The 22,778-nt window shown below is 47.3% G+C and carries 21 protein-coding genes; 5 read left to right on the top strand and 16 right to left on the bottom strand.

From position 1 onward, the window contains the following. The first annotated feature begins 67 nt into the window (after window positions 1-67). Both egtD and egtB read left to right on the top strand, forming a co-directional pair. Window positions 68-1,099 (top strand): L-histidine N(alpha)-methyltransferase, encoded by a 1,032-nt coding sequence (gene egtD / locus QN379_RS15720; protein WP_322232448.1) that lies wholly within the window; start codon window positions 68-70, stop codon window positions 1,097-1,099. Next, on the top strand, window positions 1,096-2,385 hold the full coding sequence (gene egtB, locus QN379_RS15715) for an ergothioneine biosynthesis protein EgtB (RefSeq protein ID WP_416186770.1): 1,290 nt from the start codon (window positions 1,096-1,098) through the stop codon (window positions 2,383-2,385). Before egtD ends, egtB begins: the two co-directional genes overlap by 4 nt. Here the strand turns inward: egtB and QN379_RS15710 are convergent. After that, window positions 2,382-3,293 (bottom strand): LysR substrate-binding domain-containing protein, encoded by a 912-nt coding sequence (locus QN379_RS15710; protein ID WP_322232447.1) that lies wholly within the window; start codon window positions 3,291-3,293, stop codon window positions 2,382-2,384. The two genes, egtB and QN379_RS15710, sit on opposite strands and share 4 nt — an antisense overlap. A gap of 219 nt (window positions 3,294-3,512) precedes the next feature. On the opposite strand from QN379_RS15710, the gene QN379_RS15705 reads away from it, so the two are divergent. Beyond that, entirely contained in the window at window positions 3,513-4,127 is a 615-nt protein-coding gene (locus QN379_RS15705; RefSeq protein WP_323507035.1) for an FMN-dependent NADH-azoreductase, read from the top strand. A 274-nt stretch (window positions 4,128-4,401) separates the two neighbouring features. Here QN379_RS15705 and leuA read toward each other — a convergent pair whose 3' ends face one another. The 6 genes from leuA to QN379_RS15675 form a co-directional block, all read right to left on the bottom strand. Then, the gene (gene leuA / locus QN379_RS15700) at window positions 4,402-6,108 is read right to left on the bottom strand and encodes a 2-isopropylmalate synthase (RefSeq protein ID WP_322232445.1); all 1,707 of its coding nucleotides are present in this window, start codon (window positions 6,106-6,108) and stop codon (window positions 4,402-4,404) included. 584 nt (window positions 6,109-6,692) lie between these two features. Continuing rightward, on the bottom strand, window positions 6,693-6,830 hold the full coding sequence (locus QN379_RS15695) for a DUF3096 domain-containing protein (protein ID WP_322232444.1): 138 nt from the start codon (window positions 6,828-6,830) through the stop codon (window positions 6,693-6,695). 566 nt (window positions 6,831-7,396) lie between these two features. Next, window positions 7,397-7,699 carry a hypothetical protein gene (locus tag QN379_RS15690; protein WP_323507052.1) on the bottom strand — a complete coding sequence of 101 codons (303 nt, stop codon included), beginning with the start codon at window positions 7,697-7,699 and terminating at the stop codon, window positions 7,397-7,399. Between the two features lie 230 nt (window positions 7,700-7,929). Next, window positions 7,930-9,726 carry a chloride channel protein gene (locus tag QN379_RS15685; RefSeq protein WP_323507034.1) on the bottom strand — a complete coding sequence of 599 codons (1,797 nt, stop codon included), beginning with the start codon at window positions 9,724-9,726 and terminating at the stop codon, window positions 7,930-7,932. After that, complete coding sequence (locus tag QN379_RS15680; RefSeq protein WP_322232442.1) at window positions 9,723-10,151, bottom strand: MarR family winged helix-turn-helix transcriptional regulator; 429 nt, start codon at window positions 10,149-10,151, stop codon at window positions 9,723-9,725. Before QN379_RS15680 ends, QN379_RS15685 begins: the two co-directional genes overlap by 4 nt. A 149-nt stretch (window positions 10,152-10,300) precedes the next feature. Beyond that, entirely contained in the window at window positions 10,301-10,705 is a 405-nt protein-coding gene (locus QN379_RS15675; protein ID WP_322232441.1) for a DoxX family protein, read from the bottom strand. Between the two features lie 387 nt (window positions 10,706-11,092). On the opposite strand from QN379_RS15675, the gene QN379_RS15670 reads away from it, so the two are divergent. Further along, entirely contained in the window at window positions 11,093-11,335 is a 243-nt protein-coding gene (locus QN379_RS15670; RefSeq protein ID WP_323507033.1) for a hypothetical protein, read from the top strand. 177 nt (window positions 11,336-11,512) lie between these two features. Here QN379_RS15670 and QN379_RS15665 read toward each other — a convergent pair whose 3' ends face one another. The 3 genes from QN379_RS15665 to QN379_RS15655 all read right to left on the bottom strand — a co-directional run bounded on the left by QN379_RS15665 (window position 11,513) and on the right by QN379_RS15655 (window position 13,904). Then, on the bottom strand, window positions 11,513-11,767 hold the full coding sequence (locus QN379_RS15665) for a DUF1488 family protein (RefSeq protein ID WP_322232440.1): 255 nt from the start codon (window positions 11,765-11,767) through the stop codon (window positions 11,513-11,515). Between the two features lie 275 nt (window positions 11,768-12,042). Next, on the bottom strand, window positions 12,043-12,312 hold the full coding sequence (locus QN379_RS15660) for a hypothetical protein (RefSeq protein WP_322232439.1): 270 nt from the start codon (window positions 12,310-12,312) through the stop codon (window positions 12,043-12,045). Between the two features lie 536 nt (window positions 12,313-12,848). Further along, on the bottom strand, window positions 12,849-13,904 hold the full coding sequence (locus QN379_RS15655) for an adenosine deaminase (RefSeq protein ID WP_322232438.1): 1,056 nt from the start codon (window positions 13,902-13,904) through the stop codon (window positions 12,849-12,851). 125 nt (window positions 13,905-14,029) lie between these two features. Here QN379_RS15655 and QN379_RS15650 point away from each other — a divergent pair, with 125 nt between their 5' ends. Continuing rightward, on the top strand, window positions 14,030-14,512 hold the full coding sequence (locus QN379_RS15650; RefSeq protein ID WP_322240143.1) for a GNAT family N-acetyltransferase: 483 nt from the start codon (window positions 14,030-14,032) through the stop codon (window positions 14,510-14,512). A 556-nt stretch (window positions 14,513-15,068) separates the two neighbouring features. Here the strand turns inward: QN379_RS15650 and QN379_RS15645 are convergent. The 6 genes from QN379_RS15645 to tssF all read right to left on the bottom strand — a co-directional run. After that, window positions 15,069-15,752, bottom strand: a complete 684-nt coding sequence (locus QN379_RS15645) for a response regulator transcription factor (protein ID WP_322232437.1) — start codon at window positions 15,750-15,752, stop codon at window positions 15,069-15,071. Between the two features lie 249 nt (window positions 15,753-16,001). Further along, the gene (locus tag QN379_RS15640; RefSeq protein WP_323507032.1) at window positions 16,002-17,714 is read right to left on the bottom strand and encodes an OmpA family protein; all 1,713 of its coding nucleotides are present in this window, start codon (window positions 17,712-17,714) and stop codon (window positions 16,002-16,004) included. Window positions 17,715-17,716: 2 nt separating this feature from the next. Then, window positions 17,717-18,397: a DotU/TssL family secretion system protein gene (locus QN379_RS15635; protein WP_323507031.1), complete on the bottom strand. Its 681-nt coding sequence runs from the start codon at window positions 18,395-18,397 to the stop codon at window positions 17,717-17,719. A gap of 401 nt (window positions 18,398-18,798) precedes the next feature. After that, on the bottom strand, window positions 18,799-19,911 hold the full coding sequence (locus QN379_RS15630; RefSeq protein WP_323507030.1) for an ImpA family type VI secretion system protein: 1,113 nt from the start codon (window positions 19,909-19,911) through the stop codon (window positions 18,799-18,801). Then, complete coding sequence (gene tssG, locus QN379_RS15625; RefSeq protein WP_322232433.1) at window positions 19,895-20,995, bottom strand: type VI secretion system baseplate subunit TssG; 1,101 nt, start codon at window positions 20,993-20,995, stop codon at window positions 19,895-19,897. The genes QN379_RS15630 and tssG overlap by 17 nt, the downstream gene beginning before the upstream one ends. Further along, window positions 20,992-22,778 (bottom strand): type VI secretion system baseplate subunit TssF (gene tssF, locus QN379_RS15620; protein WP_323507029.1); only part of this gene is annotated, 1,787 nt, incomplete at its 5' end. The genes tssG and tssF, both read right to left, overlap by 4 nt.

The following is a 22,778-nucleotide window of genomic DNA, read 5'->3' as shown; positions in this document are numbered from 1 at the left end:
AAATATATAGCCTGATGTTGGACGCCTTAGTTCGATAAATACTATTTTTACCATTCTGGAGACTTCCTTGGCTCAACAACAACAACCGGAGCAGCCGGAAAACTGCACGCCGCAAAGTTATATTGAGGATGCGATCGTTACGCAGCTTGAGGCCGGATTAATGGCACCTCAGGCGTCAACATCGCCCAAATATCTCTACGATACGCTCGGCTCGCGTCTGTTTGCTGCGATTTGTGAGTTGCCGGAATACTATCCGACCCGCACCGAAGCAATCATTTTCGATCAGTATGCGTCACAAATCGCGACGGCGGTGGGGCGTAAGGCGACGTTGATTGATCTTGGCGCTGGCAATTGCGCCAAGGCCGCCAAGCTTTTTCCTAGTTTGCAGCCCAGTGAATACGTAGCGGTCGATATTTCCGAGAAATTTTTGCAAGAGGCAGTGGCGGGTTTGCAGCAACAATTTCCCCACATCGCGATGACTTGTCTCGGCATGGATTTTTCGAACGAGCTTGAATTACCCGTATCGATCTCGCGCGAACGTAGACAATTTTTTTATCCGGGATCATCCATCGGTAACTACACGCCGCTTGAGGCGCTGAAATTTTTATTGCGGATTCGAAAAACCATTGGGATCGATCATAGCAACCATAGCGGTAAAGACAACGATGACGGTGAACATAAAAGTGGCGGTGGCGGCTTGTTGATTGGGATCGATCTCATCAAAGACAAGGCAATTCTGGATGCCGCTTATGACGACGCATTGGGAGTGACTGCATCGTTTAACCTCAATCTTTTACAGCATATTAATCGTCTGTTGGATGCCGATTTTGAACTTCGTGAATGGCGTCATCGCGGCTTTTATAATGCTCAACAACATCGTGTAGAAATGCATCTGGAAGCTAAGCGCAACGTGACTGTGCGCTGGAAAAATGGTGGAAGCCGCCAGTTCGTGGCAGGCGAGCGTATTCATACTGAGAGCAGTTACAAGTATACGCAGCAGAGTTTTACCGCGCTGCTGCAGCAAGCCGGTTTTGGCAAGATTCAGACATGGTGTGATCCGCATGAGTGGTTCATGGTGTGTCACGCGCAGGGAGGATGAGAATGGGTGCTTTGACAGTAGAAAAAGTGGCGGCCCCGACCTTGGCTATGGCGACATTAGCGGCCTTGTTTGCCAGGCTGCGTGAAGATACGATGGCGCTTGTGGCACCCTTGGAGGCAGAGGATTGCTGCGTGCAATCGATGCCGGATGCAAGTCCGGTTAAGTGGCATCTGGCGCATACGACCTGGTTTTTTGAGACATTCATTCTGGAACGATTCGAACCGAATTTTCAGCCATTTCATCCTGCGTTCCGCGTTCTATTTAATTCTTATTACGACGGTATTGGTCAGCAACATCCGCGCGCGCAGCGTGGCTTGATAACGCGCCCGTCATTGGACGAGGTATGGGCTTATCGCCGCAATGTAGACGAACGTGTATCGCAAATATTTTCTTTAGAATTACCATCTGCAAGTGCTGATGCGTTGGCCGCCCTGGTCGAATTAGGATTGCATCACGAGCAGCAACATCAAGAGTTGTTGCTGACGGATATCAAACATCTATTTTCGATGAATCCGCTAAAGCCACCTTATAAATTACTCGAAACATCTTTGTATCAAGTTGCGCCAAGGGATGTATTGCCGCAAATAGCGCTATCACACTGGCAAAAATTCGATGGTGGTATTGTGGAGATCGGGCACGATGGTGTCGGTTTTTTCTTTGATAATGAAACACCGCGCCATCGCCAATTTGTTGAGCCATTTTTTATTGCAACACGTCTGGTCAGTAATCGTGAATATCTCGCTTTTGTTGAAGATGGTGGCTATCAAAATCCCTTGTTATGGCTTGCCGCAGGTTGGGATTGGATTACGCAGGAAAAATTGACTCATCCTATTTACTGGCAAGAATCACATTCCCAATTTGATTCGACATGGCAGGAATTTACCTTGAATGGTTTGCAGCCAATAGCGCTGGATGAGGCGGTCGCACACATTTCATTTTTTGAGGCCGAAGCGTACGCGCGTTGGGCGGGTGCGCGACTTCCGACCGAGGCCGAATGGGAGAGTGCGGCTAACGTTGCCGATCACGATGAGACCGATTATTTTGGGCAAGTCTGGCAATGGACCACGAGTAGTTATGGGCCGTATCCGGGCTACACTGCGCTTGAAGGCGCGGTAGGTGAGTACAACGGTAAGTTTATGGTGAATCAATATGTCCTGCGAGGGTCGTCGTGTGTGACACCAATTGGTCACACACGATTGAGCTATCGCAATTTTTTCCCTGCGACTGCGCGTTGGCAATTCAGTGGTGTACGATTAGCGAGATCATCGTTGCCGCGCCTTGACTAACTAACTTTTTCTGATTTTTCGGACAGTTCCGCAATTAAAAAATCGATAAAAACTCGGACCGCGGGCAGGAGTCCGCGCTGCGTCAGATAGACCAGTTGCAGCGTGCCCGAAGGCATGCCCCAATTTGGCAAGACGCGCAGCAGTTCTCCGCGGGCGATTTCGTCGTCACAATTTTCTGATGGCAGCATCGTAATCCCAAGGCCGTGCAATGCGGCTTGTTTTCGAATGGTAAAGTCTTCCACCGCTAGTCTTGGATCGACTACTAGTGTGTACCGCTCGTTGTTGGGGCCAACCATCGGAAAATGTGCACGACGATCCTGATTGACTGCACCGAGAAAAGGAAATTTTGCTAACGCTCGGGGGTGTTCCGGGACCGCGAATTGTTTCATTAAGGTCGGTGCAGCGACCAGATAAACTTCAGTCCGTTGCAGTCTGCGCGTGGCGAGATTGGGATCTTCCTCTTCAGGGGTACGGACGCGGACTGCGATATCAATTCCGTCCTCCAGCAAATTGACGCGCCGATTGGTCAATACCAGCTCGACACTTACGCGAGGATATCGCTCCAAAAAAAACGGGAGAGCAAGTGTCAACTTTTCACGTGCAATCGGCACCAGACAACTTACCCGCACATGACCGCTCGGTTCGGTCAGCGAACTGGTGACCGCGTTCTCCGCAGCTTCTGCCGCCGCCAAAACGATCTGGCATTGCTTGTAATAGCGACTGCCGATATCAGTGAGTGCAATCCCACGCGTATTGCGTTGCAGTAATCGGACGCCCAACCGTGCCTCCAGTTCCGAGATGCGACGCGATAGTCGCGACTTTGGAATCCCAAGGGATCTGCCAGCGGCCGTGAAACCGCCTTCTTCGACCACATTAGCGAAAAAATACAGGTCATTTAAATCATTCACAATTGTCTTTCATTGTTCTTTATATAGAACAATATATCTCAGTATTGACGACTAGTTCAATTTTGTGGTGCAAGGTAGGATGCTGTTAAACCATGCGCCAGGTTGGCGTTATCCGAATCTTTCATTATTTTATGACGTGCATCGGACGAAACAAGTCTTCAATTGCTCTGATTTGTCACAAATTTTGAACAGTTTCTACATTTATTGGACGGAATTATCATGAAATTATTACACATTGATTCGAGCATTCTTGGCGACGCTTCGGCTTCGCGCGCACTGACTCGTGAGGTCGTTGCTAATTTGACGTCGGCCGAGTCTGGCGTTGAAGTGGTGTATCGTGATTTGAGCAAAGACGTCACCGCACACATTTCCGGTGGAACGTTTGTGGCTAAGGGTACGCCCGCTGAACAACGCAGCGAGACGCAACAGCAAGAGGTTGCCTTCGGTGAGGCGATTTTGAACGAATTTATGGCGGCGGATGTGATTGTCCTTGGCGCGCCAATGTACAACTTTACCGTTCCAACGCAACTAAAAGCATGGGTTGATCAGATTTGTGTTGCGGGCGTAAGCTTCCGATATTCGGAAACTGGCCCAGAAGGTTTGGCAAAAGGTAAGCGGGTAGTGATTGTGGCGACATCCGGTGGCATACACGCTGGTACGCCAACGGGTTTTGCCCATGAGGACTACTTGAAAGTTGTTTTCGGTTTCTTAGGTATTACCGATATCGAAGTAATACGTGCCGATGGCTTGAATTATGGTCCAGATGCTAAAGAAGCTGGATTTGCCGCCGCACGTGTCAGTATCAACGCGTTAAATTTTGCTGTAGCTGCGTAAAACGCAATAACGGCTTAGTACTGTTTTAGTACAGTTGGGTAACGCCAAATTGGGTTAAGTTTATCGGTAATGACCGGGCTTTTGTCCGGTACTATACAACACGAAACACCACACGAGCGCACGTCTTTTTATGAAAGATGTGCGCTTTGTCATTGGTAACGGCAAAGCGCAACAGGTCCGTCATCCACAACATACGGTAATACATCAGGATTCAGGTTACGGCGATCGCGGGGTTGCCACGATAGCCGTCAGTCGTTATAGAGTCGATGAATGCTTATGCAGCAGCGGCTCTGTGGTTGTTTTCCTGATTGGCGGCTTCACTGGCAATGCCAATTTGTCGATTGATTGCGCTTAATACTGCTTTGAATGAAGCAGTCACGATATTGGCGTCGATACCCACACCAAATGCGGTTGGCGCGTCATTCAGGCGCAATTCAATATAACTGGCGGCTTGCGCATCAGCGCCGGCGCTGATGGCATGTTCATGGAAGTCCATGAGCTTTACATCCAGTCCTAATGCATTGACAAAGGCATCGATCGGACCATTTCCCTTCCCTTTGAGGGTTAGTTGTTGGCCATCGCGCATAATATCGAGTTCGATATTGATTGGTTCAGCTTTGCTTGAGTCTTCGGTCATGCGGTGCGCGCGATACACGTATGGGGTTTGTTTATCAAGGTATTCCTCCTTGAAGATCCGGTAAATGTCGCTCGAGACGATTTCTTTGCCAGTCGAATCGGCTGCTTTTTGAACTGCACGGCTGAACTCTATTTGCAAACGGCGTGGCATGACCAGGCCATATTCCTGTTCCAGCAAATACGCCATGCCACCTTTGCCGGATTGACTGTTAACGCGAATCACCGCATCGTAGCTGCGACCAAGATCAATCGGGTCGATTGGCAAATACGGGACTTCCCAAATGGCGTCAGCTTGTTGTGCTTCAAAGCCTTTTTTAATCGCGTCCTGATGCGAGCCGGAGAAGGCTGTGAAGACCAGATCGCCGACATACGGATGGCGGGGATGTACGGGCAATTGATTGCAGTCCTCAACACATTGACGAACGCTGTCGATGTCGGAGAAATCCAGGCCTGGATTCACGCCTTGCGTGTATAAGTTGAGTGCCAACGTGACCAGATCGACGTTGCCGGTGCGCTCGCCATTGCCGAACAAACAGCCTTCAACCCGATCAGCGCCTGCCATCACGGCCAACTCTGCCGCAGCGACGCCGGTACCACGATCATTGTGTGGATGGACGCTGAGAATGACAGAATCACGACGGGCCAGATTGCGGTGCATCCATTCGATTTGATCGGCGTAGACGTTTGGCGTGCTGCATTCGACCGTGGCAGGAAGATTAAAAACGATTTTCCGCTTAGGGGATGCTTCCCAGGTCGCAGATACGGCGTCGCAGATGTCCTTGGAAAAATCCAGTTCAGTCATACTGAAGGATTCAGGAGAATACTCGAATCGCCATTGTGTTTCTGGAAGCGCATCCGTGAGTTGCTTGATCAATTGCGTACCGGCGATGGCGATAGCTTTGATTTCGTCGCGGGACATCTTGAAGACGATTTTGCGAAATGCCGGCGCAACGGAGTTATACAAATGGACCATCGCACGCTTAGCGCCCTTGAGCGAATCAACAGTGCGACGAATCAGCTCTTCGCGTGATTGCGTCAATACGATGATCGTGACATCGTCAGGAATGCGATCTTCTTCAATCAGTTTGCGAACGAAATCGAAATCAGTTTGAGAAGCAGATGGAAATCCCACTTCGATTTCCTTTAAACCCACCTTTACCAGCAACTCAAAAAAGCGCAGTTTGCGTTCGGCATCCATAGGCTCGATCAATGCTTGGTTACCGTCGCGCAAATCGGTGCTCATCCAGATTGGTGGCACGCTGATAATTTGGTTGGGCCAAGTACGATCAGTCAATGGAATCGGTGGAAACGGGCGATATTTAGTAGCTGGGTTTTGCAACATCATGATGAGCCTCTATTAGAACTGGTGAAATTCGGAAAATAGTGTGTAGTGGCAAAAAGGTTGCCTGACGGCCACTTGCAGATTAACGCGAGGCCAGGCAACCGATCGGTAGTTTTAGCAGTCGCAATAGGGTTGCGCGCACAGGCAGTGTCATTGTCACGGCGCTTGTGTGTCTTGCGCCATATATAAATGCTAGGAAGGTTGGCTTGAAATACATTTTAAATTTGCTTTTCTGTTCGAGACCCTTTACCAGGATTCTCTGTTTTACTGCATTTGGTTTTTTTGCTGCTGGCAAGAGTCAAACATTTACCAGTTGCAATCTCGTTTGTACCTGAATTAATACGTAGTCGAGATCAAAGTGCGCGTAGTAGCGATAGCGCTATTAGCGGCAGTAGTAGCAGTAGCCCTGGCAGGGAGCCAGAGGTAAGCAACAGTGAGCGGGAAGAGAGTTTTGCAGAAGACATGGGCTTAATGTATGGGATATACGCTTGACGTGTCAAGCGATTCTGACGAGGTAGTTAAACTATTTTCTGGTGTTTGTATCTGACGAGCCGTTTGACTGCGTCAGGATGCTGGTTGAAATAACATTATTTGCCGAGCAGACCAATTAAGCCAATGACGATAAGGTATAGCGCGATGATGTAATTTAGCAGCCGCGGAATAGCCAGAATTAATACGCCAGCAATCAGAGAGACGATAGGCGTAAGGTGGAGACCGATATTCATGTTCCGTCCTTTCATAGATGTAAATAGGTAATATCTAAGGAAAACCCCGGCAACGACACCATGGATGCTCAATAGAACGAAGTGTACTTTTGTCGCCTGGCATTGAATGTAGGACAAATGGCAATTGTGTTGTAAGACTGCGAATTAGCGGCGCGATGCGGTCATTTCGAGACGAAGATTTTATCTTCCAACACATTAAAGAATACGTATTTGAATAACGGAGATTTGTTGATGTGAGATTCGTGTCAACTGACAAAGCATTGTTAACGTTTTTAAGCATTGAAGAATATCTTTATTTCGTAAAAAAATCGGCTTGGCTATTTGACTGTATCAGGAGGAGACCTTACACAGAATGACAGCGTGGCTACTGCCGATAAAACACATACACACGACAAACACCGTCTAAACAATTCGCTTTATACCAATCATTTCTGTACCAACCGGCTCAGGGTGGGGTACGGCCGGTTAAGACGTATGGCATAGCAGCGAAGTTCAGGCGGGATTACTCCCTTCCCGGGGAATGCGATTGGCCCAGTTGGCCGTTAAATTGGGTGCTACCAAAACATCTAGTTCGTACGACTACCAGAAATCAGGCGGGTAAGAAAAGTGGACGCGGAGCGCGGATGCTTGGGCATGGCTCGCTCTCCCACCAATGCCCATTGCTCTGATAACTGTTGGCAAGTAGCACGCAGTACTGGCGCTAGAGTCGGCAAGTCGGCTAGCGTGCGCAAATGATATTCAATGGTTGCAGCTGATTGCGCACAATCGCCAGTTCCCAGGCTGCGTGTGTTGTACTGCGATATACGTTGCAACACGGCAGACACCAACAATTCTGGCGCTATGTTGTGTGCATTAATATCTATCAATATCGTATCTGTGGGCGCGGAAGAGGCTTTGGATGTCACTGGCTTGGTCAAGATGGACTCCTTGTCAGATTTTCTGGTACCGTTTAAATAGTAATGATTCTCATTTGTATTATTGTCCGACAAATCTGGGAGCGCAAGCACTTATTTGTTTATTTTGTTTGCGTATATTTATTTGCAGCGGTGATAACGACCGTCACAGGGTATCAGTCGCAATCGCCACTTACGCTGCCATGCTAAATTTTGGTCGCCGCCGGTGAACTGAACAGGCGCTCACGCTTTTGTTCGTCGTCGAAATAAGATTGATAAGTCTTAATCAGATCGCTACGACTGATTATGCCGATCAGGCGCTTCGAATGGATATCCGATACGACTGGCAATCTTTCCAGGTGGTGTGTCGCCATTCTTGCGGCAGCGATACGGCAGGTCTCACCCGGCAACGCAACAATCAGGGATTGATGTTGGCCGGACTGGCTTAATATCATCGCAATGGATGAGGCAGGGTCAGCTTGCGGATGAATGCTGGCGCGATCAATCATGCCCACTAATTGCTGGTCTGCATCGACGACGGGATAGCAGCGATATTGTTGATCTATCCCAAAATATCGTGTCAAGGTTTCCCCTACGTTGAGATCAGACGGTATTGATACGACGACGCCGCTTTTTATTTCTTCGACATGCTGCCGTTCCAGTGGATCGACTCCGTATTCACGATAAATATGAAAGCCGCGACGGGCGATTTTTTCGGTCATGATGGAGCGCCGCATGGTTAATACCGTAAAGCCGTACGCTACGCCCGAGGTTAATAGCAGCGGCAGCAGGGCATTAGCGTCATGCGTCAATCCAAATGCAAATACCGCAGCCGTAAGTGGCGCGCCCAAAACACCTGCCAAAACCGCAGCCATGCAAACCAACGGCCACAAATGCATATCACCACCGGGTAATAGTGGGCCAAGGACGGTCCCAAGCCCCGCGCCAATAATCAACAGCGGCGCGAGCACGCCGCCGGACGTGCCAGAGCCCAGAGCCAGCATCCAGATAATGGCCTTAACCAGCAATAGGCTCACGACGACTTGCAACGCCAAATGATTATTTAGCAGGTCACCAATTACGTCGTAACCGACGCCCAACGCACGTGGCTCGAAATATCCGCCAATCCCCACTGCCAATCCACCGATTGCCGGCCACCACATCCAATGGATCGGCAACTTGCCAAACAGATCTTCGATCTTATACAGTGCGGTCGACATAAAGGCCGATAGCGCGCCTCCACAAATCCCTGCAATCACGCAAGAGAACATAGTCGCTAGACCGACTGCGCCGGTTTGTAGCGGGAATAGCGGACCTGCGTCCAACAGTAGTGGGCGGGTAAATCCGGCCACGGTGCAAGCAACGATCACAGGCAACAGGCTACGTGGTCGCAATTCGAACAGTAATAACTCAACGGCCAGCAATACCGCAGCAATTGGCGTACCAAAAATAGCCGTCATCCCGGCGGTGGCACCGGCAACCAGTAACGTTTTACGCTCTGCCGACGTCACGTGAAAATGCTGTGCAATCAGTGAGCCGATAGCACCACCTGTCATAATGATTGGTCCCTCTGCACCAAACGGTCCGCCGCTGCCGATCACGATCCCCGAGGATAATGGTTTCAAAATGGCGACCTTGGCCGACATTTTACTTTTGCCAAACAAGATCGCTTCAATCGCTTCCGGGATGCCATGACCTCGGATTTTTTCGCTACCAAAACGTGCAATCAGACCCACGATCAGTCCACCAATTATTGGCAGGGCGATGACCCAAACGCCTAAATGATGCTCAGCCGGTGAACGCACCGAGAACGACCACGTCTGAAAGAAAAATAAATTCGTGAAGAGGTGAATCAGCGCCAGTAATACAAATGCCGCCAATGTCCCGCAGCAGCCGATCACCACCGCGATCAATGAGATTTTTAAAAGTCTTGGATCGGCTGAAAAATCGCGTCGCAAATGATGAAGGTGGGCGTGATTCGATGCCTGTGTAGGAACGCTCATGATGAATGTTTAACATTGATATTTGGAATACGGAAGGTGTCTGTCAGTGTGTTTAATTCTTCGTGATGGAGGCTGGCGAGGGTTGCCAGGCAGCGTTCACCAGCCGGTAAAAGATGGACATTGACTTGCCGCCGATCGACTTCGCTGGTGCGGCGTTGTACAAGCAGTAGTTTTTCGCAGCGGGAAACTAGCGCGACAACGCTGTGGTGTTGTGATTGCAGACGCTCCGCCAGTTCACCCACCGTCGACCAGTCCCGACCGGGCGACCCTTTAACGTGCAATAGCAGCAAATATTGCTGCGGGGTGACACCGTTGCTCTGCGCAGCTTCTTCACTGAATCTTAAAAACTTGCGTAATTGATAGCGGAATGTTGAAAGCGCTTCGAAGTCTTGCTTCGTGAGCGGAGAAGAAGTTTCATCTGTCATTTTGGCATCGATGTTGGAAATGGAAGAATGGAATTATATCAAATTACGATATAATTTTTTGAGAAGAGGAAAACGTAAGATTAGAGGCTATAAAAAAACCCGCAACTAAGCGGGTTTGGATGCAACATAAAAGCGGTAGCCGAAGGCGCTTAGTTCCAACGTCCTGCTCGCCCGCCAATGCTCATTCTGCCAGCGCCCAACAGTAAAATCGCGAGCGCTATAAACAAATAAAATCCCTGTAACTCCAATCCCCAGCCACCGGTGCTGGACAAGGTCATTAGCTGTTTGCTGTGTACCAGCGAAAACGCAAACAACATATTGATGACGATGATTAAAGCGCCGACACGCGTCCAGATGCCTAGCAATATCATTATTGGCGCCAATACCTCGCCGACATATACCAGATAGGCGACTGCTGGCGGCAACCCTGCATTGCTGACTAAGCCGACGACAAAACCAGGACCATTAAAAATTTTTGAAATTCCGTGGAAAAGAATCAATATCGCCAGAGTTGCACGAAGGATGAGCTTACCAATGTCGTCACTATTTTGCATAATATTTCTCGCTGTTCTTATGTTGGTTGGTACTAAAAAAATTCTTTGTCAGTATATACATGGCGGTGGAACTTGCACATCCAGTGCAATTTCTTTGTCGATATTTTTTTGGAAGTCTCATGGTTTTTAAGCCATCATGTTTAGCTATACGCGCAAGAACTGTAATGTGCCCCGCTGCTGTTAACTAGCAATCGCACGATGTTGCATTTGATGTAAAGATCATCCTTTGGAGAGAGCGCAAGAGGTATAAACGTTGGAAGAAGCTTCGATGACCGCACATGTCTGTCTTGGATATCGAGGGAACGATTCATCCAAATGATGTCTAAATTGGACGGAGAAGAAGTATGAAAGAAAATCACTGTTGCTGTCTTTTACAAAGGACTTTGTATGCAGATTCGTCGAACAATGATTGTCGTTGCTTTATCCGCTGGATTGTTAGCAGGCTGTCAGAAAAAGCTCACACCTCTGCCAGAGACGACCATACCAACACAGTCCAGGACGCCCTCCACATTTAGTCCATCTCTAGCAATCACGCCAGCGATGCCCGTTACTCCAGCCTTACCCATCGTACCCGTGGCTCCTGTTACACCTGCAATACCTACAACGCGAGCACTGGGCGAGAGCAAGTAACGATCCTCAGTTTTGATTGATCAGGACAAACTAGTTACTTCAAGCATCGAGGCCATGTGCTTGTAAAAAATGATGTTTGGCGGACGGTAGTGACCAAAAAAAAGCATAAACTTCTACTGTTCCCAACTGGATATTGAGCGTTTTCTTTTTTTAAAAATTGCGAGATGCGCTCAAGCGCTAGTGGAAGTATCCGCTGCTCACAACCACCGGAACACCTGCGACACCAGCATTGATGACGCGCCGTGCAACGCCCTCAATTTTGGTCTGAAAAGCCCGATAAGTAGTCAATAGGTCAAGTTTTGGATCTTTAGAATGCGATAATACCGCAAGGGTCGCGGCAGGCACGAGGCACTGATAATGCCGATAATCGACGATTACTGAAAACAAAATCCCTGCGCGGGTTAAACGCGGTGAGGCCAGTACAGTATCCATCGTAATCTCCACAGGTGGGATTGTTAAGTGCCGATATCAGAAGACTTTTAAGCGTATTTCTTGCAAAACTATTGACTGCGCTGTCGTTTGCTTCAGCTGCTAGTCAAAATATATGGTGCTTTTTCGATATTGCTTGAAAAAAGAGTTACTAGCAAGAACCTACGTGAAAATAATGCGAACTTCTAATAACTTCCTTATTTAGAGGAGGCGTTTGCACAAAATTGGTGCTCAATTGGTGCGCACTTAGCTTACTGTCACGCGTTGCCATCCAATTATTAAGGCCAAGGCATTGGCGTGACATTGACATATTGCGGTTCATGCTCAGATTGGGACACATTACCTGCATGGTTGTCTCCTCCGGTTTCTTCGCCTTGAGCCAGTTTATGTCCCAAAATGTCGCTGATATCTTTTCCTGTCGCTGTGAAGTCGGATTGCATCAGTGGAAATGATTCGACCGGCCAGTTTTCAATTGCCCAGCTGGTAAATTCATCAAAACGGCGTGTTAGCTCTCGTGCGAATGCATCGCGTTTTTCCTTATCATTCATAGCGCTCTCCCGGTGATAAATTCATATGTGAGCCAGAAATCATTCATACCATCAATTAGACTGCGTCACGCGCGAAACGTTTTAATCTGATGGCACAATTTCTCTGATAAAAAATATTTTGGTCGTGTGAATTTTGTCTCTATATGAAAGTTATATATCTTATGAATAACTGGTATGTGAATAATTCAGCATACAACAGGTCAAGGAGTCGATATAGTTACACCTGTCTCCTCCAACACCTCCTAAGGTTTGGATTCAGCCCGCAACCGAAAGGTCATGCGGGCTTTTTTTTGTCTTTCGACTGCGGATCTCCCGTTGTCGCTCAAATATGTCGTTTGGTAGTGGATGGTTTTGTGGATGCTCCAACTTTGTGCTAAACCAAACTCAAGAAGCAAAAAATGAAATACTTCGCTGTGATGAGTTTGGGAGAGTATTGGTAGCGCGAAGAGGTAGTCAGAGGAAGGTTTTCACTGCTCGTACAGGCGCTTATTTTCAACAAAGTGATCCTGTGGAGCAGTATGACTGTTGCGGGCGTGTTAATGCGACATACAGTATGCATCCAATTCCTGCAGTAAACGTTGTTTCTCTACCGCTGGCAAAAAGCTGGCCTCGAAGCTATTTCGGGTAAGTTCGACCAAATCCGTTCGGCCAAGCTGAAGCGACTCGGCAACTGCCAGATAATTAGCGTTCATGTAGCCGCCAAAATATGCAGGATCATCTGAGTTGATAGTTACGGCCAGACCGGCGTGTAGCAAGCGAGCGAGATTGTGTTCAGCCATGTCATTTACCACGCACAGCTTCAGGTTTGACAACGGACAGACTGTTAGCGGCGTGCGTTGTTTCGCGAGTCGTTCCATCAATGCTGGATCTTCTTCGCTGCGCACGCCATGGTCGATACGCTCAACGTGAAGAACATCCAGTGCGTCACGGACATATTCTGGTGGACCTTCTTCACCAGCATGAGCGACCAGGCGGAACCCAAGTTGCCCGCAGCGCGCAAATACCTTCTCAAATTTTTCTGGCGGATTGCCGCGCTCGGCAGAGTCAAGGCCAATGCCGATCCACAAATCAAGATATTGTTCACGCAACGGAAGCGCAGCTTCTAGCGTAGAAAATGCATCTTCTTCCGATAGATGGCGCAAAAACGACATTATCATCGCACTACTAAAACCATGCGCGTCACGCGCCTCACGTAAAGCGCGCGCAATGCCGGAGAAAACAACGTCAATTCCAATGCCGCGCTCGGTATGGGTCTGTGGATCGAAGAAAATTTCAGCATGGCGCACGTTATCAGCGCGGCAGCGATCAATGTAAGCCGCTGTCATTTCATAAAAATCTTGCTCCGTTTGGAGCACAGCCGCACCGGCATAATACAAGTCCAGAAATGACTGCAGATCGCTAAAAGCATAAGCGGCCTGTAATTCTTCAATAGTTGCGTACGCTAATGTAACTTGATTGCGTTGCGCTAACGCAAATAGCAATTCGGGCTCCAACGTGCCCTCGATATGTAAATGTAGTTCGGCTTTTGGTAAACCTTCGATAAACGATTTGAGATCGGCGCTGAGGGCTGGGATATGCTTGGAAATAGTCATGGTTGTCTTAAATGTGCAGTCTAGAATCAGATGATCCCATGATTCTACAGAATCACAGCAACTCAATGAGTGATGGTGGTAAATTACACGCAGACAAGTTCAAACAAGACCATCTCATGACAGAAATAATTAAAATAGTAAAAGCCGATTTAAATAGCCTCCAGCACACGCATGCCATCATTGACTTGCTAAATGCATATGCATCGGGTCAGATGGGTGGAAATCATCCTCTTACCGATTACGTAAAAGAGAACTTGATCGGCGAATTCAAAAAAAGGAGCACTATTCAAATATTGCTCGCTTTTGTGGGAAGTCGGCCGGCCGGTCTGGCGATTTGTATAGAAGGTTTTTCAACGTTTTCTTGCCAGCCTCTATTAAATATTCATGATCTCGCGGTGGCGCATGCGTTTCAGGGGCGAGGTATTGGCCGGAAGTTGGTCGAGCACGTCGCGAATCTTGCAAAAGAACTGGGCTGCTGTAAAGTAACATTGGAAGTTTTAGATGGAAATACGCGTGCAAGCGATCTTTATAAATCCTGCGGCTTTGCAAACTATGCCTTGAGCCCTGAAATGGGTACAGCGATGTTTATGCAGCGGATGCTTTCGTAAATGGAGAGCCAACCTATTTCTATTTAACGATCGTCTGGTTCAGCGTACCAAGATGCGAGTTGATTTTATGTAGATTAGCAACCGTGAGCTTCAGATCGGCTTCATGTCCAATAGCGTTTATTGTTTAATGGGTTTGAACTTAATATTTATCTAGCATTAGCATGACCGCATCGTGTTCCCGTTCAAGTATATCCAAAGGTCTTTCTCTGTCCCCATCAAATTTGTCATGAGACGGTATTCAGTTTCTAGCAGTCGTGAATGATTTAGCCTCATCAATTTTAAACGTTGATGTGCGTCAAAAGCGCTTGGGAAATCTGGATATTATTAGGCCAGGAGCGAATTTTGTACGTTTCTGGACTTTTTATAACGCATTTCTGGCGAAGAAAAGGGCGCGCAGCGTAGAAATTTTGTTCGATCCTGCAAATGACGTAACAAGGTATCTATTACGATCATAATAAGATGCCTTGTCGTCAGAGTTCCCCAAATTCTATCTACATTTAAGTCAGCGTTGCCGATGCCACGCTGCTGACTTACCAGATCGATATTTCACGTCCGATTAATCTTGATGATCATCAAACCCATTCTCTGCAAAATAGCGCATAAGTTGAAGATCGGTATCCAGTTGTAATTTTTCCATAGCCGATCGCTTATGATGACTAATCGTTTTAATACTGCGATGGAGCTGTTGGGATATTTCAACAGCAGAGACGCCTCTTGAGAAAAAACGTAATATCTCAATCTCGCGTGGACTTAAACTGTTTCTGGGATCTCGATCTTCAACGGTGATCAACTGTCGCATCTTCATTAATTCTGCGCTACTTTTGCCTAAAAATATTTGCCCGTCGCATGCGTGATTGATCGCTTCCGCGATCTCTGCAATTTCACCTCCTTTATGCAGAATCGCGCTGACTCCCAATGTCAGTAAAGCATGATAGAGCGAGGTTTTTTTGGTTGCCGTCAGCACTACAACAGCCACGTTCGAGAATCGCTGCCGTATCTGCCGTATCATTTCCAGCCCATCGACTTCATTTCCCACTGGCATTGAAAGGTCGATCACTGCAACATTACAGTCCGCTTTGGCTAGCAGATCAAAGAGAGAACTAGGGCCAACGGCAAAACCTATTACAACCATATTTTTGCATTGCCGTACCAATGCATTAAGACCTGAAAGAGTGACGGGGTGATCATCTGCGATGACAACCCGAATTCTGTTTCCTAAAGAAAAGTTCGTATGATACATTTTTGCTCCATTTATAAATATTTATATATGGACTGAACTGTATAGCGCGCATCATTGTCTCGATACGAGAGAATTCTTGAAACGATGTCGTGTCATCTATTTTTTTCGAGAATAAACTTAGAAGACATTGAAAGTCTTAAGACTATTCATAATTTAGTGATTGAAAGTATCTTTTTTAAATCTTTGAGTGTTCTTTTTAATTTGATTTTTTCTTTTTCTTTGATTGGTAACTGGATATAAAAAACTGCATCAAGGTATTTTATTTTCAGTTTGTATTGGTTGTGGGATCAAAGTAATATCGACGCGGCGATTGCGTGATCGCTCCAATTCATCAATATTGTTGTTTAGCGGACGGGTATCGCCGTATCCCTGAATCGCAAATTGTGTGATCGGAAATGCAGACATTTCAATCAGCCAATTGCGTATCGCACGGGCACGGGCCTCAGACAGCAAGAGGTTTTGGTTGGGACTGCCGACGTTGTCGGTATGACCGGCGATTAGGGCAATTTTTTTTGGATTTGCCTTTAACTGCGATAACGTCTGATTTAATAACGGCGCAGCTCCAGCTTTGAGGGTCGCTTTCCCCGTATCAAAAAGTAGTACTGAGTTGAAGGTAATCGTACTTAAGTCCATAGGGTGATAACTGGCTATGGCAACATCAATCAATGGCAGAAAAGACGTTCCGCGATAAAATCCCCAACGCATTCCGAACGGAATTCCGAATTGAGCATGCGCCTGTAATCTTGTGCGATCTTGTATCAAACTATGTAAGGAATTACGTTTTTTATCATGCATGATGTCTGGTATTTTTAGGTAAGTATTAAGATTACCCGCCAGACGTTGAATGAACTGATAGTTATTCCATGCGGATGCAGCGAACGCGATACACAAGGCCGCTATGGCTATCCATAACGCATGGCAGAAGTTGGTCCATAATGGAGAAATATTGTGCCCTTTGAGGTCTTTTTGGTTCGTGAGCAGCAATGGTAAAAAGTCGGGTAAAGGAAACGGTTCTGTACTCGCTTTGGCTGGTACCGTTGGTAAACCGGTTTTTGTAGTTAACCATCTTGACCATGCACCTGCACGTGATGGGGTTCGCTCGACATCTGCTAAAAATATACCTGCTGGCATGAGCGGCGTAGTATCTGTCAGCGAGGACAGCGTCGTTATCATCGTAGTGTCATTCAGCCATTGGATTAAAGCCAAGGCTAAAACGCTTCGTCTTGTATCGCAAGGAAGAGAGGAAGTGGGGATGCTCTCAAGTTGTTGGCGGATTAGATCAAGATTTTTTCGTAAATAGTATTTACCGCGCTGAAGTTTGCCGGGATGAGTTGTCTGGCTAATCCAGGTAGCGGTGGTGGATGCGTACAGACCATGATGGCCAATCAGCTTTGCGTATACCGCCACATAGCATGGCAGCGTATATTCAGGAATGGTCGTTTCCGCTTTTAATGTAACGCCTGTTTTTTCTCTCTCTATTGCACGTAAGGCGCACTGCCAATGAGAGAATTCGGTACGTAGTGCAGTTTCATCAATACTGTAGTCAGTTAGGAGAGGTAGTAACACAGCTTGAGGAAAACGCTGATGAATGGCATATGACGAAGCAATCACCACTTTTAATTGTGCGGGCGTTTCAGCATATAGCCAGACTGCATGTGCATCCTCCCTTATTTTTTCAGACGCGCCGTTACTTGAAAAGAGGGCCGATGCATGCGGTCCAATTACTACAATCACAGGCAATTTTGACGGGGGCGATAAATCTAAAGTATCTGTCAGCAATCCTGACCTGGAAGTTATTTTTGTTAATGATAGCGATGCACCGAGAACAACGGCAAGAATGAAAATCGCAATAATGCCAAGCCATTGGAATTGCGATGCGAGCATAAAGAAGAGTTGAATAATGCTGAAAATTAAGACTGTGGACCATATTAATAATACGAAACGAGGGCGGGAGTAATACACGTTTAATCTTTCTTGGACATAATGGAATCCACCGGCTTTAACATCTGTAACCGATCAGCGCTTCGCGTTAATTGATAGGAAAAAGTACACCATAACGCTACGCCAAATACAATACCGAGCGTAGTCTTGCACAATAAGGAGAAAGCTGCAGCGCTTAAGAAATGGTTCCTTATCTTGGCTTTAGTAGTATCTGCGGACTGCACAGTCGAATGCGAATAACGACCAAGTAGTAAAATGAACCGCTGTCGTTCTGGCTCTTCTTCGCTAGCATAACGCCCCCTAAAACCTAGTCTGAGTACTAAATCGTAAAGAGCGATTCGGTCCAACGAGGGGTTAGTCTGAAGCAGTAATTGATTGATGCGCTCAAAGATATTGTCACCAGCGTTATTACTACTAAAAAAATGACTCTCTAAAGATGCGCTTTGCCATTCTGATTTTTGGAAGTCGGACAAATAGCGAACCGTTACGTCGTCCAAAAGTCCGCATTGTGCGTAACTGGCCTCTTCTATGATTTCCTGATCGTAGTCGGCGTCGCGCATTTTATTACGCAGTTGTTCAATCAACCCAGCACAGCGCGATCGCAAAGTATCGCTTGAAAAAATCTCGGTCTGCTGTGCCAACACGCTTACCTGAAGCCAGATGTCAAGCAGCAAGACTTGAAACAATTGATGTGAACGTGACAAAGTTATCCTAACGGCGTGGGTCATTGTAGGTTATTGAAAATAGAATGGTTTCTTGCATGTGATCGGTGGCGTTAAACTTTGCCTTTTTTTGTGTGATTTGGACACGTCCATGAGAATAAGTAAAACCGGACCGATTTCGGATGTTTACTCAAACCTGTTAGTCAATATTTGACAAAAAGTAAATGACCGGATATCACGATGTCGGAATTTATTTTTACTTGTCTATCTGATCTATCAACTTATAGGTCAGTATTGAAAATACTATTATTCGTCAACTTCCTATTCAGAAGCCGAAAATTGATTTTCTTGGTGTTGATCAGTCACGCACGAAAAATTAATTTTGCATATGGTGAGTATTCATTTCAAGTTATTTTGTCGAACTAAATAATTTAAGCGAGGGATTAAATATCCGTCTCATCCCACTTTGCCAACAAATCAGATGGAATAATATCGACTAGCTCAGAAAATCTTTTCCCTACCATTCGCTCTCCTTGACGTAATAAAACAATCACGGGACTACTTGGCTCGTTTTCTTCAAACCAATTACGTACGTCTTGCAACTTTGCAAGAGCAGACCACCGGTCAGTGGTTGGCTGTAAAGCATTATCAATAAAGCTCCCACTATTATTAGCACTTCTAGTCACCGTACATGTTGGTGGCAACTGTCCGAGTTGATCAGGCCCTATCAAAGTGGAATCAGGTTGTGGACACTGTACTGATCCATGCGACAACAAAGTCGGCTGTTCGTCTTTAACCATCATTGCTTTTGGGGTGTTTGTTTGTTGCTGATTAATTACCCATCCAAACGGTTGTAGCAACGCGCGCAAGGGGTCAAGATTGGGGGCGGCATCACCAAGGGTGACGTTGATCTTCTCGATCAATTTTTCACCCAGTTGCATAGCATCTGCCAGCGCCAAAACATGTCTGTCGCGTTTGGCGGATAGCTCTTTTAGAATGCGGTTAATTGCCTCCGGCATTAACGCATTTTTGATACGCGGCATCGCAGATGATTTTTCAATATCGCGTAGTTGTAGTTGCACACCGGCGACTTTAGGCAGCGCAATATTGCGTAGATCAGATAACACGCCATTTTGCTCAGCCAGTGCAGCCAGTGCGTTGGCTCGCATGACCGGATCGCGGTGATCCTCAAAAGTAAATGAAGGATGAATTTGCTCTGAATAACATTCCAACATAGACTTTAGCAGTGCTAGGCCATCCCTTAATCCTTCTGCGCCGTCAAGATTGATTCGACTTCGCATCAATAGGATGATCAGGCGTATGTCCTTGGTGCGTAAAAGAAGGGCGTGCGTATTTCGCTCGACGTCGGACCAGTTGATCGGGTCTGGAGTGCCGACGAAGTCGCCGAACTGCGCATCCGATTTTGTCGCTGTCGCGTTTTGGAGTAAGAGAAATGTAGGATCGTATTCCAAATTAGGACCGCAAGGCTGGTCAACGCAAATTGGCGCTAATAGTTCTCCATAACGAATAAGAGATGTGTCATTGCCTGGATTCATGTTTAGTCTTCTGAGTTCGAATATTGTATTGTTCAGGCTCAAACACCATCCCCGTAATAGGCTGGTGATCTTGAGACTTACCAAGCCAAGTGGAATAGCCTAATTTATGGACCGTATCGGCGCATGCAGAAGGTGCTTGATTTTTCTTTATTAATAGTTTTACATCCCAGGCATACTCATAGCCGATAAAGGCACGTACCCATTCGATAAGTGCCTGTAAATCGTTGCCTTGTGGCGTGAATCGTAAATATTGATCAAGTTCAAGCGGACCCAGGACTAAACGAAATTTGTGTTGACTATCAGCAATCGTGGTACCGAGCAGAGCGCCTTCGCCAAGGACTGAGGGCGTTCCAGGATGGCCTAATCGGCTGTAGTCAGACGTGGGAATGTCTATCCAATGCGGGATAAACTCTTGGATCAATACCGGCACGCCAAAATAATAGGAGAGTGTTGCCGAGATTCCATCGGGATTGCGCGCTTCGCGGACCAAATGGGCGACGCTCGCCAGCCTTGCATGCACCGGAAGACAGGAGTCTTCAGCTTCCTTTGGATCAATTCCCCCCAAGCTTCCAACATAAAGGGAGAAGGTTTCCTCGCCCCGACGATCAAGTGATGCAGTGGCTTGAGAGGATGCCCAGGCCCGATAGAATTGCGAAAGTGCCCGGTGATGAAATAGGTCGGCGAAGCGCATCAAAGTATCGTCATGATGGCCAACAATTCGCGTGTAGGCGAGCTCGGTCAGATGGAGCGGTAGTGGCCCTTGTGCACCCCATATACCAAGGCCATATAAGCGGATACCAAGTCGGCCATGACGAACCTGAATGGATGCAATTTCACGCGGCGCAAAGATCATTGTTGGCTGCTGGCCAAGGCGATACAACTCTTCGTCAGGAAGGTGGGCGGTCCCTGGTAAAGGCGCCATAGGGTCACGGGCAGCAACAGCCCGCAACAAACTCAGAAAGCCTGATTTCCACGGGGTTGCTTCATTGAACCACGCTTTTAATGTTTCCAGCGGTAATGGTGTGACGCTATCGCTTGACGACGAATTTTTCGTCTCGCTATACTCTTTTATTGGGAACGTCATACGTTGCCTCGTCCGCCCATACGCGCCGGCCATCTTGTAATCAGCCCCCTTTGAAGAGAGTGCAGTTCGGTTTCAGTGAACACATTGATAGCGACATGACGGGCCAGATAGTGTTCCAGGATCAATCCGAGAAGGTACGGACTTATACCCGAAAATCCGGTTTCATCGACAGTCAAGCTGCAACTTACTCCGCGACCGTAAACGAGTAATCCATTTCCCGAGAGGCGCCGCACTACCGGTTCGGTCTTGGTGCTGATTAAGCTATCAATTTGAACATTTTGTTCGCGTTCTCCCGAGGCAACGAAGAGGCGCAACATATTACGCATTGCTTGTCCACCATCGGCATGATCGAGGTCTGAAAGTGGCATGTAGTTAAAACTTAGCTGGCGAATCAACCGCCATGCAGTTTCTCCTTGGGCGAATGGTGCGCGCGGTGCACTGGGTGGGAAAATCAGACTAACGCCATCTACCGGAATAGATTCGGCCATATTCAGCTCGTTAATACCATTTTTGGATATAAGGAGAGGTAAATCCCGATTGGTTACAAGTGCGTCCACAGATAAATACTTTATATCATCCGAGTAAGGCGCCTCAGCCTGATCAACCAACGACACGAAAACTTCGGTGCCGATATAGGATGTGCCAGCTTTTTGCTTACGTGTATTGACTGACGTCAGCCGTTGTTCGCGCCGGATCGAGAAATAGCGACCGTTGTTACCGGCGTCGCTGTGCAATGTTTGATAGAGAGGATTAAAGGTAATCTCGTCGGCGTCCTGTCCTTGTTGTCCCAGCACCCGCGATGCCGAAAATACCTCGTAGTCTAGCGGTTTACTACGGTCGGGTATCAAATGAAAATCGGTTAAGCCGCGATCGACTTCTATGCGATCAGAACGCTTTGGAAATAGATTGACGATGGGTGTGCAAAATAACTGGAAACGTGATGCCTCAACGTGGGTCGCTAATGCGAGAGGTAGCCGATCCAATAAAATGACAATTTCAGCTTCACGACCGTGAATTTGAGCGAGGCCGGGAGCGAGTTGGGTTGCTGCAAAAAAATAGAATCGACTACGACAGGCAAAATATTCATGGAGAAGATTATGGCCATGAAAAGTATTCCACGGTAGTGGAAGTAATCCTTGATCTGGACGTAAACCCTCAAATTCGACGGCACCTTTATTTACTATATGGCCCTCGCCACGTGCCGCGCCATATTGACGTATTACCGATGCGATGGTTCCAGCATGCACCATTTCAAATAAATGCGAAGCAATACGTTCGTCTCCATTAATGAATATTGGTAATCGATCCAATTCTTTTAGTTCGGAAAAATTGACCTCGCCCGTGGTACGTAATTTTATGCGAAGCGCCCCTCGCAAACGTACGTTGGAAACCAAATGACGTTCTACATCCGGAATATCCGGAGGGACTGCTGCTAGTTTGGCTTCTATAATTTCGATTGGCCAGAGCGTGACATCCTGTCCACTGCGAAATTCACAAGCGGTTTTTTCTCCCGCTGGAATAGCGGCTGTAAGAGCGCTGTGACGAGGGACCTTAAAGCCACTGGTAAAGTCTCCTTCCTTGAGGCTTGGCCGCAGACGTGCTACAGACATAGATGGAGTTGGCGCGACATAGTTGGGATAAACAACCTCCAGAAGGCGCTGCGTAAAGCGTGGAAATTCAGCGTCCAGCTTTAACTGCGTGCGTGCATGGGTATTCTGGCCGATCGTGACCACCGATTCTGGTCTATCGTGACCGACCATTCTGGCGCATCGTGACCGCTCAT

The organism is Glaciimonas sp. Gout2, from assembly GCF_035018905.1.
GTDB lineage: Bacteria > Pseudomonadota > Gammaproteobacteria > Burkholderiales > Burkholderiaceae_D > Glaciimonas.
The sequence above is the reverse complement of the archived record's forward strand: the minus strand, read 5'-3'. Positions and strand labels throughout refer to the sequence as shown.